This window comes from Frigoribacterium sp. PvP121 (genome assembly GCF_017833115.1).
GTDB classification, from domain to species: domain Bacteria; phylum Actinomycetota; class Actinomycetes; order Actinomycetales; family Microbacteriaceae; genus Frigoribacterium; species Frigoribacterium endophyticum.
On record NZ_JAFIBR010000001.1, the window covers coordinates 2,257,271 to 2,272,426 of the forward strand.

The following is a 15,156-nucleotide window of genomic DNA, read 5'->3' on the forward strand; positions in this document are numbered from 1 at the left end:
GCTCGTGAGCTAGACGCCGAAGTACATCTCGAACTCGAACGGGTGGGGACGCTGCGCCATGGGCAGGATCTCCTTGTCGCGCTTGTACGCGATCCAGGTCTCGATGAGGTCCTCGGTGAACACGTTGCCCTTGGTGAGGAACTCGTGGTCGGCCTCGAGCGCGAGCAGGGCCGCGTCGAGCGAGGCGGGCACCTGGGGGATGTTCTTGGCCTCCTCCGGGGGCAGCTCGTAGAGGTCCTTGTCGACGGGCTCGTGCGGCTCGATCCGGTTCTGGATGCCGTCGAGGCCCGCCATCAGCTGGGCGGCGAACGCGAGGTACGGGTTCGAGGCCGCGTCGGGGACGCGGAACTCGATGCGCTTGGCCTTCGGGTTCGTGCCCGTGATCGGGATGCGGATGGCCGCGGACCGGTTGCCGGCCGAGTAGACCAGGTTGACGGGGGCCTCGAAGCCAGGGATCAGGCGGTGGTACGAGTTGATCGACGGGTTCGTGAAGGCGAGCACCGCCGGAGCGTGCTTGAGCAGGCCGCCGATGTACCAGCGTGCGACGTCGGAGAGACCGCCGTAGCCGTTCTCGTCGTAGAAGAGGGGCTTGCCGTCGCTCCAGAGCGACTGGTGGGTGTGCATGCCCGACCCGTTGTCGCCGAAGAGCGGCTTGGGCATGAAGGTCGCGACCTTGCCCCACTGCTCGGCGGTGTTCTTGACGATGTACTTGAACTTCAGGATGTCGTCCGCCGCGTGGACCATCGTGTCGAACTTGTAGTTGATCTCCTGCTGGCCGCCCGTGCCCACCTCGTGGTGCGCGCGCTCGAGCTCGAGGCCGGAGTCGATCAGCTTCAGGCTGATGTCGTCGCGGAGGTCGGCCGTCTTGTCGACGGGGCTGACGGGGAAGTAGCCGCCCTTGTAGGCCGTCTTGTTGGCGAGGTTGCCGCCCTCCTCGACCCGACCGGTGTTCCAGGCGCCCTCCTCGGAGTCGACGCTGTAGAAGCTCGCGTTCTGCGTGACCTCGTAGCGGACGTCGTCGAAGATGTAGAACTCGGCCTCGGGCGCGAAGAACGCCGTGTCGGCGATGCCGGTCGACGCGAGGTACTTCTCGGCCTTCTTGGCGACCTGGCGGGGGTCGCGGCTGTAGAGCTCGCCGTTCCGCGGGTTGAAGATGTCGAAGACCAGGATGAGCGTGCGCTCGGCCCGGAAGGGGTCCACGTAGCCGGTCGTGACGTCGGGGATGAGCTGCATGTCCGACTCGTGGATCGAGGCGAAGCCACGGATGGACGATCCGTCGAAGAGCTGCCCGACGGAGAAGAACTCCTCGTCGACCGTGGAGGCGGGGATGTTGAAGTGCTGCTGGACGCCGGGGAGGTCGGTGAACCGGATGTCGAGGAACTTGACGTCGGTGTCCTTGATGAACTTCAGCACCTCGGAAGAATCAGTGAACATCTAGATGTCTCTCCAATGGTGTGGAACGGATCGGCCAGCGGGACGCAGCCACTGACGACGGTATGGGCGAGGGGTTTCGCTGCGGTGTCCCTCGTGTTTCCGGCATGTTACGCATGTGCCGGTCGGTAGGCTCGACGCCATGCCCGATTCCATCCGCCGACCTCCGTCCGAGCCCGCCGCGCCCTCCGGCCAGGGCGGCTCCGACGGCCGCCAGGAGTGGCCGGGCCAGCGTCTCGGCCTGCCGCGCGAGGGGCCGCGGTCGATCGCGCGCCTCGGGCGCCGGGTGGGCGGCCTCGTGATCGACTGGGCGCTCGCCTCGGTCGTCGCGTACGCGTTCTTCGGCGGTGAGGGCCTCGCCATCACGGCCGTGTTCGTCGTCGTGCAGGTGCTCTTCCTCGTCACCCTCGGGGGCACGCCGGGCCACCTCGCCCTGGGCATGCGCCTCGTGCCGATGCGAGGGGGAGCGGTCGGCCTGTGGCGTCCGCTGGTCCGGACGCTCCTGGTGGCCCTCGTCGTCCCCGCCGTGGTGTGGGACCTCGACCAGCGCGGCCTGCACGACCGGATCGCCGGCACGGTCCTCGTCCGCGTCTGACGTCGACCGCGACGGCCTGCCCGGGCCGGGCCGGGCCTGGCCGGGCCTGGCCCCTCGACACGCCGACGGCGCCGCCCCCGAGGGAGCGGCGCCGTCGTCGTGCGGGGCGGTCGGTCAGCGCGGTCGGCCGGAGCGGACCTTGAACGGGTCGACGCCCTTGGGGATGGGCAGGCCGTTCTTGCCGAGCGACTGGAGGCGGTTGCTGACCGCCAGCACCTCGTTCCGGTTGAGGGTCGACTTGACCTTGTTCATGCGCCCGGCGAGCTTGTGCAGCGGGACGGCGTCGGCGTCGGGGCCGACGTGCAGCACGGTGACGGCGACGTTCGGCAGGATGCGGGCGACCTTGCGACGCTCCTCGTCGACGAGCTTCTTGGTCTGGGCCGCCGCGCCCTCGGCGATGAGGACGACGCCGCCCTTGCCCACGGCGCGGTAGACGGCCGCCTGGGTGCGCCCCTGGACGGCGACGGGCATCTCGGCAGCGCGCCACGAGCGGCGGAGCCCGCTCTTCATGACGGCGCCGACGGCGCCCGGCTGGCCCTCGATCTGCGAGTACGCGGCCTTCTCGGCGCGTCGCCCGAGGACGATGAGCAGCAGGAGGACGCCGAGCATGAGCCCGACGATGATGTACAGCACGAGCGCGAGCACGTTGCCGCCCGAGAGCAGCAGCGCCGCGACGACGCCGAGGGCGACCGGCACGAGCAGCGCCGCGAGCATCAGCGGCAGCGCCTGGGAGTCGTAGCGGCGGGTCATCTGGAAGACCTGCCACATCTGCTTGAACCGACCCGGTTCCTTGGGCGGCTTGGGGGTCGGGTTCTCGGAGCGTCGTGCCATGTCGACCAGGATACGGGACGGGCGTGCGCACGGCGGCCCGGTCGGCCCTCCCAGCCTCCGACCAGGGCGCGGCCGTCCACAGGGCACCCGGGGGAGTCGCGGTGCCGGGCACGGCACCGGTGACGCTGGAGGGGTGAGCAGCTCCCGCACCGGCCCCTACGACGTCCTCGCCCGAGACGAGCACGACGGCCTCGAGGCCCTCCACGCGACGGGGCCCGACGGGCTGCCGGTGGTCCTCCTGCGGTCGGCTCAGCCCGGCCCGTCCGGAGCGGGCGTGCAGGCGGAGCTCGCCCGGGCGGCCCCGGTGCGGCACGCCCACCTGCTGCCCGTCGTCGACGTCCTCCACGGGGTCGACGGGCGTCTCGCGGTGGTCGTGCCCGACGGAGACCTCGTCCCCGTCCCGTCGTGGCTGGCGAGCCGGGGTCGCCTGGCGCCGGGCGAGCTGGTCACCCTGGCGGTGCCCCTCCTCGCGGTCCTGGAGCGCGCGGCCGCGTCCGGACTGCTCGTCGACCGCCCCGGCCTCGCCGACGTCGTGCTCGACGACCGCGGCGCACCGCTGCTGCGGCGCCTGCGGTCGTCGGGCGCGACGACGGACGCCGCGGCCGCGCGCGCCTCCGCGGCCGCCGCCTCCCGCGGCCTGGTGGAGCTCGTCGCGGAGCACCTGGACGAGGGCGCCTCCCCCCTCCTGGTGGCCCTCGCCTCGGCGGACGACCTCGACACGGTCGTGGAGGCGGTGCACGACCTGGCGGCCCCGGTGCCCCTGCCGACGGTCGGGGCCGAGGTGAGCGACGGGCCCCGGGGCGAGGAGGTCGACTGGTCGGCCCTGTCGGGGCCACCCCGCCCCGCGTGGGCGGCAGCCCTGCCGGAGTCGGCCGTGATCGACGCCGCCCTCGACTGGTGGGCCCTCCGCCGGGAGACCTCCGTCAGGGCTCGCTTCGCTGCCGTCCGGCCTCGGTTCTGGCTGGTGGGGGGCGTCGTCGCGGTGTCGGTGGTGATCGCCGTCCTGGCGTCCGCGCAGGCCAGGCCCGTCCGGGGCGGAGCAGCCGTCACGGCGGCCGACGCGAGCGCGGCCGCTCCCTCCCCGGGTCGCGTCCCGGCCCGGGGCGACGGCGGAATCGAGTCGACGTCTCCCTCGGGGCCGGCGGCGACGCCGACGGGGGGCGTCGGCGAGCCGGGTCCGGCCGACGACGACGTCGTGACGACGGGGGAGGACGCGGTCGCCGCGGCACAGGTGCTCGTGACGGCCCGGGCTCGCTGCCTCGCCGACGTCACGCCCTCGTGCCTGGCCGCCGTCGACCAGGACGGCTCCCCGGTGGCGGCACGCGACGCACGGCTGCTGGCCGACCCCGGGGCCGCGGGGAGCGCCGTCGTCCCGACGACGGTGGACGCCGAGGTGCAGCGACTGGGTGAGACGGTGCTCCTCCACGCCCACGGGCCCGACGACGAACCGGCCTCGGTCCTGGTGGTCAGGACCGAGGCCGGTTGGCGTCTCCGCGAGGTCGTCGCCCGGGGGTGACGGGCGACCCGGCTAGATGCCGAGCACGGAGGCGAAGTCGCCCGCCTCGAGGCGGTCCTTGACCGCGACGAGGAAGCGGGCGGCGTCAGCACCGTCGACGATGCGGTGGTCGTACGACAGGGCCAGGTACACCATGGAGCGGACCGCGATGGCCTCGCCCCCGGCGGCCTTGACGACCACGGGGCGCTTGACCACGATGCCGGTGCCGAGGATGGCCACCTGCGGCAGGAAGACCACCGGGGTGTCGAACAGGGCCCCGCGCGACCCCGTGTTGGTGACCGTGAAGGTGCCGCCGGCGAGCTCGTCGGGCTTCAGCTTGTTGTCGCGCGTCCGCTGCGCCAGGTCGGCGATCTGGGCCGCGATGCCGGCCAGGTCGAGCTCCGAGGCGTTCTTGATGACGGGCGTGAGCAGGCCCCGCTCCGTGTCGACGGCCATGCTGACGTTCTCGTGGTCCGGGTAGACGATCGAGTCGCCGTCGACGGTCGCGTTCAGCTTCGGGTGGGCCTTGAGGGCCTCCGCCGCCGCGAGCGTGAAGAACGGGAGGAACGACAGCTTGTTGCCGGTCTTCTCCAGGAACTCCGCCTTGTGGGCGTCCCGGAAGGTCGCGACCGCGGTCACGTCGACCTCGACCACGCTGGTGAGCTGGGCCATCGCCTGCATCGACTGGACGGCGCGCTCGGCGACGACCTTGCGGAGGCGGGTCATCGGCACGGTCGTGCCGCGGAGCGGCGAGACCTCGACGGGGGCGGGAGCCGACGCACCCGACGACGCGGGCGCCGCCGACGCGGCCTGGGCGGCCTCGGCGGCTGCCAGGACGTCCTCCTTGCGGATCCGGCCGCCGACGCCGCTGCCGCTGAGGGTGCTGATGTCGACGCCCTTCTCGTTGGCGAGCTTGCGCACGAGGGGGGTGACGTAGCCGGTCGGCGCGGCGCTGCTCGTGGCCGGCGCGGGCTCGGCGGCGGCGGCCGGGGCGGCGGGCGCGGGGCTGGCGGCCGGAGCGGCCGGGGCCGCGGCGGGCACCGCAGCCGGCACCGCGGCGGGAGCGGCCACCGGGGCGGACGGGGCGGGGACGGGCGCCGACGCGTCGGTCGCCCCCGGCTGGGCGGGCGCGTCGTCCGACGCGGCGGGCGCCGGGTCGACCTCGTCCGCCGGGGCGAGGGGCGCCGCGGGGGCCTCCTCGCCAGGAGCGGGAGCGTTCGACGACGACACGACGGTCTCCTCCGTCTCCGGCTCGGGCTGCTGCTCGGCCTCGGCGGGCGCCGACTCCGGGGCTGCGTCGCCCTCGGACGAGCCGCTGCCGTCACCGATGCGCACCAGCGCGGTGCCGACCTCGACCGTCTCGTCCTCCTGGACGAGGATCTCCTCGATCACCCCCGCGACCGGGGACGGGATCTCGGTGTCGACCTTGTCGGTCGAGACCTCGAGCAGGGGCTCGTCGACCTCGACGCGGTCGCCGACGTTCTTCAACCATCGGGTGACCGTGCCCTCGGTGACACTCTCCCCGAGTGCCGGGAGGTTGACGGATTCGCTCATGCGTGGAACTCCTTTGACGACATCTTGTGCCTGTGTGTGCGGTGCGGTGCGGTGCAGTGGTGGGTGGTGCTACATCGCGTGGAGGGGCTTGCCCGCCAGGGCCAGCATGGCCTCGCCGAGAGCCTCGTTCTGCGTGGGGTGGGCGTGGACCAGGGGAGCGACGTCCTCCGGGTAGGCCTCCCAGTTGACCGTGAGCTGAGCCTCGCCGATGAGCTCGCCGACGCGGGCACCGATCATGTGCACGCCGACGACGGGGCCGTCGACGACGCGGACGACCTTCACCGAGCCGCTCGTGCCGATGATGTGGCTCTTGCCGTTGCCCGCGAGGTTGTAGTCGTAGGTGGCGACGGCGTCACGGCCGTGCTTCTCGACGGCCTTGGCCTCGGAGAGGCCGACGGACGCGACCTCGGGGTCGGAGTAGGTCACCTTGGGGATGTTCACGTCGTCGATGACCTGGGGCGACAGCCCCGCGATCTCCTCCGCCACGAAGATGCCGTGCTGGAAGCTGCGGTGGGCGAGCTGCAGGCCGGGCACGATGTCGCCGACCGCGTACACGCCGGGGACGCTCGTCGCGAGCCGCTCGTTCGTGATGACGAAGCCGCGGTCCATGGTGAGGCCCACCTCCTCGTAGCCGAGGCCAGCGGTCGAGGGGCCGCGCCCCACGGCGACGAGGAGGATGTCGGCCTCGAAGGTCTTGCCGTCCTCCAGGGTGACGACGACGCCGTCGTCGCTCTGCGTGACGCTCTGGAAGCGGACGCCGAGCGAGAAGCCGATGCCGCGCTTCCGGAAGGCGCGCTCGAACTGCTTCGAGATCGACTCCTCCTCGTTCGGGACGAGGTGGGGCAGCGCCTCGATGATGTCGACCTCGGCGCCGAAGGACTTCCAGACGCTCGCGAACTCGACGCCGATCACCCCGCCGCCGAGGATGGCCACGCGCGACGGCACGTGGTCGAGGGCGAGCGCCTGCTCGCTCGTGATGACGCGGCCGCCGATCTCGAGGCCGGGGAGGCTGCGCGAGTACGAGCCGGTGGCCAGCACGACGTTCTTGCCCGTGAGGGTGACGTCGCCGACCTGGACGGTCGTGGGCGAGGTGAGGCGCCCCTCGCCCTCGACGGTCGTGATCTTCCGGGCCTTGAGCAGGCCCTGGAGGCCCTTGTACTTGCTGGCGACGACGCCCTCCCGGTAGGAGGTCACGGCGGCGATGTCGATGCCGTGGAAGTCGGTGTGGACGCCGTACTTCTCGGACTCGCGCGAGACGTCGGCCACCTCGGCGGAGTGCAGCAGGGCCTTGGTCGGGATGCAGCCCCGGTGGAGGCAGGTGCCGCCGACCTTGTCCTTCTCGACGAGCGCGACGCTCAGCCCCAGCTCGGTCGCCCGCAGCGCGGCGGCGTAGCCGCCGCTGCCGCCGCCGAGCACCACCAGGTCAAAATTCTGTTCCGACACCCAGCAACTCCCTCGTGCGTTCGGAGGTACCCCGCGGGGCTGGGGTGCTGCGGCGTCGTGGTGACGGCGTCGTCGCACCCGCCAGCGTCTTCTCCGTCAGGAGCCGCGCCCGGCAGGTGCTCTGCAGGCCGCGGGGCTGGTGTCGCCCGGGGGACCGATCTCGGCGGGTTTCTCCCGCCTCCCCGACCCTACTACGCGACCGAAAAGACGGCTGCCAGCTCGAGCAGGGTGCGGACGGAGACGCCGGTCGAGCCCTTGGCCGTGTAGCCGTAGCCGCCGCCCTTGTTGTTGGACGGCCCGGCGATGTCGAGGTGGACCCACGGGAGGGCGCTGCCGTCCTCACGGCGACCGACGAACTCCTGGAGGAACACGCCGGCGAGGAGCATGCCGGCGGCGGTGTTGCCCGGGGTCGCGTTGACGAGGTCCGCGACGTCGGAGTCGAGGCGGGCGCGGAGCTCGCCGGGCAGCGGCATCCGCCAGAACGTCTCGCCGACACGGCCGGCGAGGCCGACGACCTCGTCGGCCAGCGCGTCGTTGCCCATCACGCCGACGGTGCGCGTGCCGAGGGCGACGACCTGGGCGCCCGTGAGCGTGGCGACGTCGACGATCGCGTCGGGCGTCTCCTCGCTCGCGGCCACCAGGCCGTCGGCCATGACGAGACGGCCCTCGGCGTCGGTGTTCGTCACCTCGACGGTGGTGCCGCCGCGGATCGTCAGGACGTCGTCGGGGCGGATGGACGTGCCGCTGACCATGTTCTCGGCGACGCAGAGCCACGCCGTGAGCCGGACGGGCAGGGCCAGCCGCGCGGCCGCGACGGTGACGGCCAGCACGGTGGCCGCGCCGGTCATGTCGTCCTTCATGCCGAGCATGCTGCCCGCGGGCTTGAGCGAGAGCCCGCCCGTGTCGTAGGTGATGCCCTTGCCCACGAGGGCGAGGTGCTTGGCGGCGCCCTCGGGCGCGTACTCGACCTTGACCAGGCGGGGCCCGCGCGACGAGCCCTGGCCCACGCCGAGGATGCCGCCGAAGCCGCCGGCGCGGAGCTCCTCCTCGGCGAGGACGGTCACGGTCAGGGGCAGGCCCTCCGCCCGCGCGACGGCGGCGTCGGCCAGGGCCTGGGGGAACATCTGCTGCGGCGGGGTCATGGCGAGGTCGCGGACGGTGTGGACGGCCTCCGCCACCACCGCGGCGCGGGTGACCAGAGCCTCCTCGACGTCGCGGTCGGCGACCAGCACCAGCTCGCGCGCGTGCCGCCGCGACTCGCCGGCCGAGGCCGAGCGGAAGGAGTCGAACTCCCAGGAGGCGATGGCCGCGCCCTCGAGGACGGCCGCGGCCTCGTCGTCGTCGGCCACGGGGAGGGCGAGGGCGACACGGTCGACGCCTGTGAGCTGGCGGACCGCCGAGCCGGCGGCGTAGCGCAGGGACTCCGCGTCGACGACGTCGCCGAGGCCCACGAGGGCGACGACCGACGCGGCCACGCCCACGGCGGGCACGCGGACGAGCTGGTCACGGGCACCGGTCACGCCGAGGACCGCGAGGTCGGTCGGCAGGCCCTCGAGCTCCACGGTCACGGTGGGGCCGTCGGCTCCCTTGCGGACGCCCACGACGAGGACGTCGGCGGTGGTCTCGGCGGGGGAGGTGCGGACGGCGGACAGGCTGAGCTCGGTCATGACGTCGATGCTACCGACGGCGCTGTTCGCTCTCGGCACGCGCCGGCGGCCGGGGAGGCGACCCCGGGGTGTCTAGGCTCGATCACATGCACGACCCCGCCGGCCTCTACGACCTCGCCCCCGACTCCCACGACGTGCCCGAGGGCCTGCCGCTCGTCGCGGGGCTCACCGGCTTCGCCGACGCGGGCTCCGCCGTCAGCCAGCTCGGGCAGTACGTGCTCGACACCCTCGACCACACCCTTGTCGCGACCTTCGACCCCGACGAGCTCCTCGACTACCGGGCCCGTCGCCCCGTCTTCACCTTCGACCAGGACCACGTCGCCGAGATCACGACCTCCCCGCTGTCGCTGCACCTCGTGCAGGACGACGTGGGGCAGCCGTTCCTCTTCCTCTCCGGGTTCGAGCCCGACTTCCAGTGGCAGCGCTTCACGGCGGCGGTGGTGGGCCTGGTCGAGCGGTACCGCGTGGCGACGACGACGTGGGTGCACTCGATCCCGATGCCCGTGCCGCACACCCGCCCGCTCGGGGTCACGGTCAGCGGCAACCGGGCCGACCTCATCGAGACCCTCTCCGTCTGGAAGCCCGTGACGCAGGCGCCCGCCAACGCCCTCCACCTGATCGAGAAGCGGCTGCACGACGACGGCCACCCGACGGCGGGCTTCGTCCTCCTGGTGCCGCACTACCTGGCCGACACCGAGTTCCCCGACGCGGCCGTGACCGCGCTCTCGAGCATCAGCGCGGCCACCGGACTGATCTTCCCGACCGACCGCCTCCGCACCGAGGGGCGCGACTTCCTCGTGAAGGTCGACGAGCAGGTGCACGGCAACCAGGAGCTGTCGCGGCTCGTGACGACCCTCGAGGAGCGTCACGACACCTACATGGAGGGCAACCCCCTGCCCTCGCCCCTGACCGACCAGGACGGCCAGGTCCCGTCGGCCGACGCCCTGGCGGCCGAGCTCGAGAAGTTCCTGGCGACCCGTCGTCCCGACGACGAGGGCTGACGCCCGCTCCGTGCCGGGGGAGGGGCGGGTCGGGTAGGTTCGACGGGTGAACTCCGCGCGTGCCTGGCTGGTCTGGGGCACCGCCGTCCTCGCGTACGTGGTGGCCGTGCTCCAGCGGTCCTCCCTCGGAGTCTCGGGCGTGGAGGCCCAGCAGCTCTTCGGCATCTCGGCCGCCACCCTCTCGACCCTCGCGGTCGTGCAGCTCGCGGTCTACGCCGGGCTGCAGATCCCCGTCGGCGTCATGCTCGACCGGGTCGGGCCCAAGGCCCTGATCGTGACGGGCGGGGTCCTCCTCGCCGTCGGGCAGGGCGTGGTCGCCCTCTCGCCGCCCGTGATCGGCGTGGCCGTGGTGGGCCGTGTCCTGGTGGGCGCCGGCGACGCCATGACGTTCATCTCGGTCATGCGGCTCCTGCCGGCCTGGTTCCGCGGCCCGATCCTCCCGCAGGTCTCGCAGTGGACGGGCAACATCGGCCAGGCCGGCCAGGTGCTCTCGGCCCTGCCGCTGTCGCTCGTGCTGCACGCCGCGGGCTGGTCGCCGGCCTTCCTCAGCGCCGCGGCGCTCTCCGTGCTCGCGGTCGTCCTCGTCGTCGCCGTCGTCAGCGAGTCGCCGGAGGGCCGCGACCGCGACCGCGCCGTCCTCACCTGGCGCGAGGCCGGCCGGCAGCTCGGCGAGAGCGTGAAGCGCCCGGGCACCCGCCTCGGCTTCTGGTCGCACTTCGTCACCCAGTCGTCGGGGACGGTCTTCTCCCTGCTCTGGGGCGTGCCCTTCCTCGTGGGCGGGCTCGGCTTCACGAGCGGGCAGGCCTCGGGCCTGCTCACCGTGCTGGTCGTGTCGGGCGTCGTGGCCGGCCCGGTGCTCGGCATCCTGATGGCGCGCTTCCCGCTCCGCCGCTCCGCGCTCGTGCTGGGCATCGTGAGCGTGCTCGGCGTCGTCTGGACGGTGCTCCTGGCCTGGCCGGGGGTGCCGCCGCAGTGGCTGGCGGTCGTCCTGGTCGTGGCCCTCGGCGTGGGCGGGCCCGGCTCGATCATCGGGTTCGACTTCGCCCGGACCTTCAACCCGCTCCGCAGCCTCGGCGTGGCCAACGGCGTGGTCAACGTGGGGGGCTTCCTCGCGAGCTTCGTGATGATGTTCTTCATCGGCGTCGTCCTCGACCAGGTGGACGCCGCGCGCGTGGCGTCCGGGCAGCCGAGCGACCTCTTCGCGTTCGAGTCGTTCCGGGTGGCCTTCCTCGTCCAGTACGTGGTCGTGGGCGGCGGCGTCGTCGGCCTGCTCCTCGCCCGGCGGGGCACCCGTCGTCGCCTGCACCTCGAGGAGGGGATCCAGGTCGCTCCGCTCTGGGTCGCGCTCGATCGCCGCTGGCGTGAGGCGCGGCGTCGGCGGCGAGACGGGGCCTGACCACCAGCCGTCCGCCCAGGGCGCACCGCGCGGCCCGTGGCGGGCCCGTGCGTGTCGAACGGCCGGCCTCCGCCGTGCAATAATGGTCGAAGGACCCGTTCGTGTCCTCGCACATCGTCCGCCGTGAGGCGCGTCACCGCGAGGACTTGACATGGGTCCTCGTACTGCCCGAAATCCTGCACCATCTCCCGTGCGCCCCGAGGCGCGCGAGACCACAGCGACATCGGCCCGCCCCCGGGCCGATCCGGTCGGCCCGCCCCGCGGGCCGTCCGCCCAGAAGCAAGGCCGACCGACGTCAGGGCGCCGGTCGACACGTCGAGACGCCGCCGCGCCGCAGCCTCCCCGACGCAACCGACGATCGAAAGGTGTTCGCATGGCTACTCGCAGCAAGGCGACCACGGCCGCCCCGGCCGTGTCCGACGAGGGGACCGAGTCCGTGTCCCCGGCCACGGAGGCGGCCGAGGCCGCCGCCGCGGCCCCCGCCAAGAAGGCCCCGGCCCGCAAGGCCCCCGCGAAGAAGGCCCCGGCCAAGAAGGCCCCCGCGAAGTCGACGAAGGCCGCCGCCGGCGAGGACGCCCCCGACGACGAGGCCGAGGTCGAGCCCGTCGAGGTGCCCGTCGACACCGAGTCCGACGCCGCCGACGAGACGGAGGGCGACACCCCCGCGAAGGCCCCCGAGGTGCTGCCCACCGGCGCGCTCGTGATCTCGCAGGACGACGACGACGAGATGCCGGTCTACTCGACCACCATCACCGGCGCCACGGCCGACCCGGTCAAGGACTACCTCAAGCAGATCGGCAAGGTCGCCCTGCTCAACGCCGCCGAGGAGGTCGAGCTGGCCATGCGCATCGAGGCCGGCCTCTTCGCGGAGGACAAGCTCTCGCACAGCACGGGCCTCAGCAAGGAGCTCGAGCGCGAGCTGCGCTGGGTCGCCCGTGACGGCCAGCGGGCCAAGAGCCACCTGCTCGGCGCGAACCTCCGCCTCGTCGTGAGCCTCGCCAAGCGCTACACCGGTCGTGGCATGCAGTTCCTCGACCTCATCCAGGAGGGCAACCTGGGCCTCATCCGTGCCGTCGAGAAGTTCGACTACACGAAGGGCTTCAAGTTCAGCACCTACGCCACGTGGTGGATCCGCCAGGCCATCACCCGCGCCATGGCCGACCAGGCCCGCACCATCCGCATCCCCGTCCACATGGTCGAGGTGATCAACAAGCTGGCCCGGGTGCAGCGCCAGATGCTGCAGGACCTCGGTCGCGAGCCCACGCCCGAGGAGCTCTCCCGTGAGCTCGACATGACGCCCGAGAAGGTCGTCGAGGTCCAGAAGTACGGGCGCGAGCCCATCTCGCTGCACACGCCCCTCGGCGAGGACGGCGACAGCGAGTTCGGCGACCTCATCGAGGACACCGAGGCGGTCGTCCCGGCCGACGCGGTCGGCTTCACCATGCTGCAGAAGCAGCTGGAGTCGCTGCTCGACAGCCTGTCCGAGCGCGAGGCGGGCGTCATCCGCATGCGCTTCGGCCTCGGCGACGGCATGCCGAAGACCCTCGACCAGATCGGCGACACCTTCGGCGTGACGCGGGAGCGCATCCGGCAGATCGAGTCCAAGACGATGGCCAAGCTGCGCCACCCGTCCCGGTCGCAGTCGCTCCGCGACTACCTCGAGTAGACCCGTGAAGTACGTCATCCCCGTCCTGGCCGGGCGCCTGGTGCGCGCCGCGGCGCGGCTCCGCGGCGGGGGCTCGGCCTACCCCGGCCGAACCGTCCTGACGCTGGCTCCGGACTTCCTCAGCCACGTGGCGTCGCAGTTCGAGCAGGGCGTCGTGTTCGTGCTCGGCTCCAACGGCAAGTCGACGACCACCATGATGCTGACGGAGACGCTGCGGGCCCACGGGCTCTCCGTCTTCACCAACCCGACCGGGGCCAACCTGCCCCAGGGCATCGCGTCGGCCTTCCTCCGCGAGGTCACCGTGACGGGTCGCGTCAAGCACGACATCGGCGTGATCGAGGTCGACGAGGCCTTCGCGGTCGAGCTGACCCGGTCGCTGCATCCGTCGACCGTGCTCATGCTCAACGTCCAGGTCGACCAGCTCTACCGTTTCTTCGAGACCGAGCGCGTCGGCACGATGATGACCGACACGGCCGCGCTGGCGACCACGGCCGTGGTCACGAACCGCGACGACCAGCACCTCGCGCCCTACGAGGCTCGGCAGGGGCAGACCGTCACCCGCTTCGGCGCGGCCCCCGACGTCGTCGAGGCGTCGCCCAACGGGCTGCAGAACGCCCACGACTTCAGCCGCGAGGCCGACGGCGGCCGGTCGGCCGACAGCGAGGTCGTCTCGCTCGCCGGCGATCGCGCCACCATCTCGGTCGGCGGTACCACGGTCGAGGTCAGGCTGCCCGCCCGCGGCCTGCACTACGCCGTCGACGCGGCGGCGGCCCTGCAGACCGCCTCGGTCGTCCTCGGGCGACCCGTCGACCCGGTCGCGGTCTCACGGGCGTTCGAGTCGATGAAGCCGGCCTACGGGCGGGGCGAGCGCATGTCGCTCGGCGCCGACGAGGCGGAGTTCATCATGTTCAAGAACGCCGCGAGCCTCCAGCTGAACCTCGACGCCCTGCCGCAGGACGTCGAGCAGGTCATGCTGGCGATCGACGAGGGCACCCCCGACATCTCGTGGATCTACGACATCGACTTCTCGCACCTCGACCACGTCGACGTCCTGGCCGGTGCCAAGGCCTGGCAGCTCGCGCTCCGTCTCGAGCACGACGGCATCCCCGTGCACGTCATCGAGGAGGACATCTCGAAGGCCATCCGGCTCATGCGCCGGCTGCCCTCGCCGAGCGACCACACGAAGCACTTCGTGACGAACTACGAGCAGATGATGCTGGCCCGCCGCATCCTGGGCCACCCCGACCTGGAGAAGACCGCGTGAGCAGCGACACCCTCCGCCTCGTCCACCTCTACCCCGAGCAGCTCGGCGTCAGCGGCGACCGGGGCAACGTGACGTCCCTCGTCGAGCGTGCCCGCCGTGCGGGCATCGAGAGCGAGGTCCTGGAGTACCGGGTCGGCGACGCGGTCCCCACGGTGGCCGACGTCGTGCTGGTCGGCCACGGTCCGCTCTCGGGCGTCCGCGCCGTCAGCGAGGACGCACAGCGCCTCCGCGACGCGCTGGAGGGCTTCGCCGCGTCCGGCGTTCCCGTCGTCGGCGTGGGGGGCGGCATGGAGCTCCTCAGCCACGGCGTGCAGACGACCGAGGGCGAGACCGTGCCCGGCATCGGTTTCCTCCCCGGCACCGTCCGTCGGGGGGCGCCGCGTCGCACGAACTACTTCCAGGTGACGACCGAGCACCTCGGTGACTCCCTGACGCTCTTCGGGTTCGAGGACCACGCGGCGCACGTCGAGCTCGACGCCGACGCGGAGGCGTTCGCCACCGTCGTCCACGGCGGCGGCAACGGCGACGGTCGCTCCGAGGGCATCCGGCGGGGCGCCTCCTTCGGCACGCAGCTGAAGGGGCCGCTGCTCCCGCTCAACCCGGCCCTGAGCGACCGCCTGCTGCGGGCAGCGCTCACGCGCCGGAGCATCTCGTACCACCCGTCGGCCGCGCACGCGAAGCTCGACCAGTACGCCACGGCCTCGCAGCGCGTCATCCGCGACAACCTGGAGCGCTCGTTCAAGGCGATGTGACCCGAGCGCGGGGGACCGCACGACGAAGGGCCCGTGCCGGGTGGCACGGGCCCTTCGTCGT

Annotated in this window: 12 protein-coding genes; 7 read left to right on the plus strand and 5 right to left on the minus strand. The window is 72.6% G+C overall.

The window, feature by feature from the left end:
• Nucleotides 1-9: 9 nt before the first annotated feature.
• Nucleotides 10-1,434: a type I glutamate--ammonia ligase gene (gene glnA / locus JOE43_RS10555; protein ID WP_056054503.1), complete on the minus strand. Its 1,425-nt coding sequence runs from the start codon at nt 1,432-1,434 to the stop codon at nt 10-12.
• 139 nt (nt 1,435-1,573) lie between these two features.
• On the opposite strand from glnA, the gene JOE43_RS10560 reads away from it, so the two are divergent.
• Nucleotides 1,574-2,026, plus strand: a complete 453-nt coding sequence (locus tag JOE43_RS10560) for an RDD family protein (RefSeq protein WP_209517619.1) — start codon at nt 1,574-1,576, stop codon at nt 2,024-2,026.
• 114 nt (nt 2,027-2,140) lie between these two features.
• On the opposite strand, the gene JOE43_RS10565 is transcribed toward JOE43_RS10560, so the two are convergent.
• Nucleotides 2,141-2,857 (minus strand): DUF4191 family protein, encoded by a 717-nt coding sequence (locus JOE43_RS10565; RefSeq protein ID WP_209517620.1) that lies wholly within the window; start codon nt 2,855-2,857, stop codon nt 2,141-2,143.
• Nucleotides 2,858-2,990: 133 nt separating this feature from the next.
• Between JOE43_RS10565 and JOE43_RS10570 the strand changes: the two genes are divergently transcribed.
• Nucleotides 2,991-4,373 (plus strand): hypothetical protein, encoded by a 1,383-nt coding sequence (locus JOE43_RS10570; RefSeq protein ID WP_209517622.1) that lies wholly within the window; start codon nt 2,991-2,993, stop codon nt 4,371-4,373.
• Between the two features lie 12 nt (nt 4,374-4,385).
• On the opposite strand, the gene sucB is transcribed toward JOE43_RS10570, so the two are convergent.
• From sucB to JOE43_RS10585, 3 genes are all read right to left on the minus strand, one after another.
• The gene (gene sucB / locus JOE43_RS10575) at nt 4,386-5,906 is read right to left on the minus strand and encodes a 2-oxoglutarate dehydrogenase, E2 component, dihydrolipoamide succinyltransferase (protein ID WP_209517624.1); all 1,521 of its coding nucleotides are present in this window, start codon (nt 5,904-5,906) and stop codon (nt 4,386-4,388) included.
• Nucleotides 5,907-5,975: 69 nt separating this feature from the next.
• Complete coding sequence (gene lpdA, locus JOE43_RS10580; RefSeq protein WP_192045661.1) at nt 5,976-7,349, minus strand: dihydrolipoyl dehydrogenase; 1,374 nt, start codon at nt 7,347-7,349, stop codon at nt 5,976-5,978.
• A gap of 191 nt (nt 7,350-7,540) precedes the next feature.
• Nucleotides 7,541-9,016, minus strand: a complete 1,476-nt coding sequence (locus JOE43_RS10585) for a leucyl aminopeptidase (RefSeq protein WP_209517626.1) — start codon at nt 9,014-9,016, stop codon at nt 7,541-7,543.
• An 86-nt stretch (nt 9,017-9,102) separates the two neighbouring features.
• Between JOE43_RS10585 and JOE43_RS10590 the strand changes: the two genes are divergently transcribed.
• From JOE43_RS10590 to JOE43_RS10610, 5 genes are all read left to right on the plus strand, one after another.
• The gene (locus JOE43_RS10590) at nt 9,103-10,017 is read left to right on the plus strand and encodes a proteasome assembly chaperone family protein (RefSeq protein ID WP_209517628.1); all 915 of its coding nucleotides are present in this window, start codon (nt 9,103-9,105) and stop codon (nt 10,015-10,017) included.
• Nucleotides 10,018-10,063: 46 nt separating this feature from the next.
• A complete protein-coding gene (locus tag JOE43_RS10595) occupies nt 10,064-11,413 on the plus strand; it encodes a nitrate/nitrite transporter (RefSeq protein WP_209517630.1) in 1,350 nt (449 codons plus the stop codon).
• 190 nt (nt 11,414-11,603) lie between these two features.
• Nucleotides 11,604-13,079, plus strand: a complete 1,476-nt coding sequence (locus JOE43_RS10600; RefSeq protein WP_374073026.1) for an RNA polymerase sigma factor — start codon at nt 11,604-11,606, stop codon at nt 13,077-13,079.
• Between the two features lie 4 nt (nt 13,080-13,083).
• On the plus strand, nt 13,084-14,343 hold the full coding sequence (locus tag JOE43_RS10605) for a MurT ligase domain-containing protein (protein WP_209517634.1): 1,260 nt from the start codon (nt 13,084-13,086) through the stop codon (nt 14,341-14,343).
• A complete protein-coding gene (locus JOE43_RS10610; RefSeq protein ID WP_209517636.1) occupies nt 14,340-15,095 on the plus strand; it encodes a type 1 glutamine amidotransferase in 756 nt (251 codons plus the stop codon). The genes JOE43_RS10605 and JOE43_RS10610 overlap by 4 nt, the downstream gene beginning before the upstream one ends.
• Nucleotides 15,096-15,156: the final 61 nt, after the last annotated feature.

Bases quoted from the DNA above. Each gene is read 5' to 3' on its own strand.
- glnA (WP_056054503.1), bottom strand. From the start codon at position 1,434: ATGTTCACTGATTCTTCCGAGGTGCTGAAGTTCATCAAGGACACCGAC.
- JOE43_RS10560 (WP_209517619.1), top strand. From the start codon at position 1,574: ATGCCCGATTCCATCCGCCGACCTCCGTCCGAGCCCGCCGCGCCCTCC.
- JOE43_RS10565 (WP_209517620.1), bottom strand. From the start codon at position 2,857: ATGGCACGACGCTCCGAGAACCCGACCCCCAAGCCGCCCAAGGAACCG.
- sucB (WP_209517624.1), bottom strand. From the start codon at position 5,906: ATGAGCGAATCCGTCAACCTCCCGGCACTCGGGGAGAGTGTCACCGAG.
- JOE43_RS10585 (WP_209517626.1), bottom strand. From the start codon at position 9,016: ATGACCGAGCTCAGCCTGTCCGCCGTCCGCACCTCCCCCGCCGAGACC.
- JOE43_RS10590 (WP_209517628.1), top strand. From the start codon at position 9,103: ATGCACGACCCCGCCGGCCTCTACGACCTCGCCCCCGACTCCCACGAC.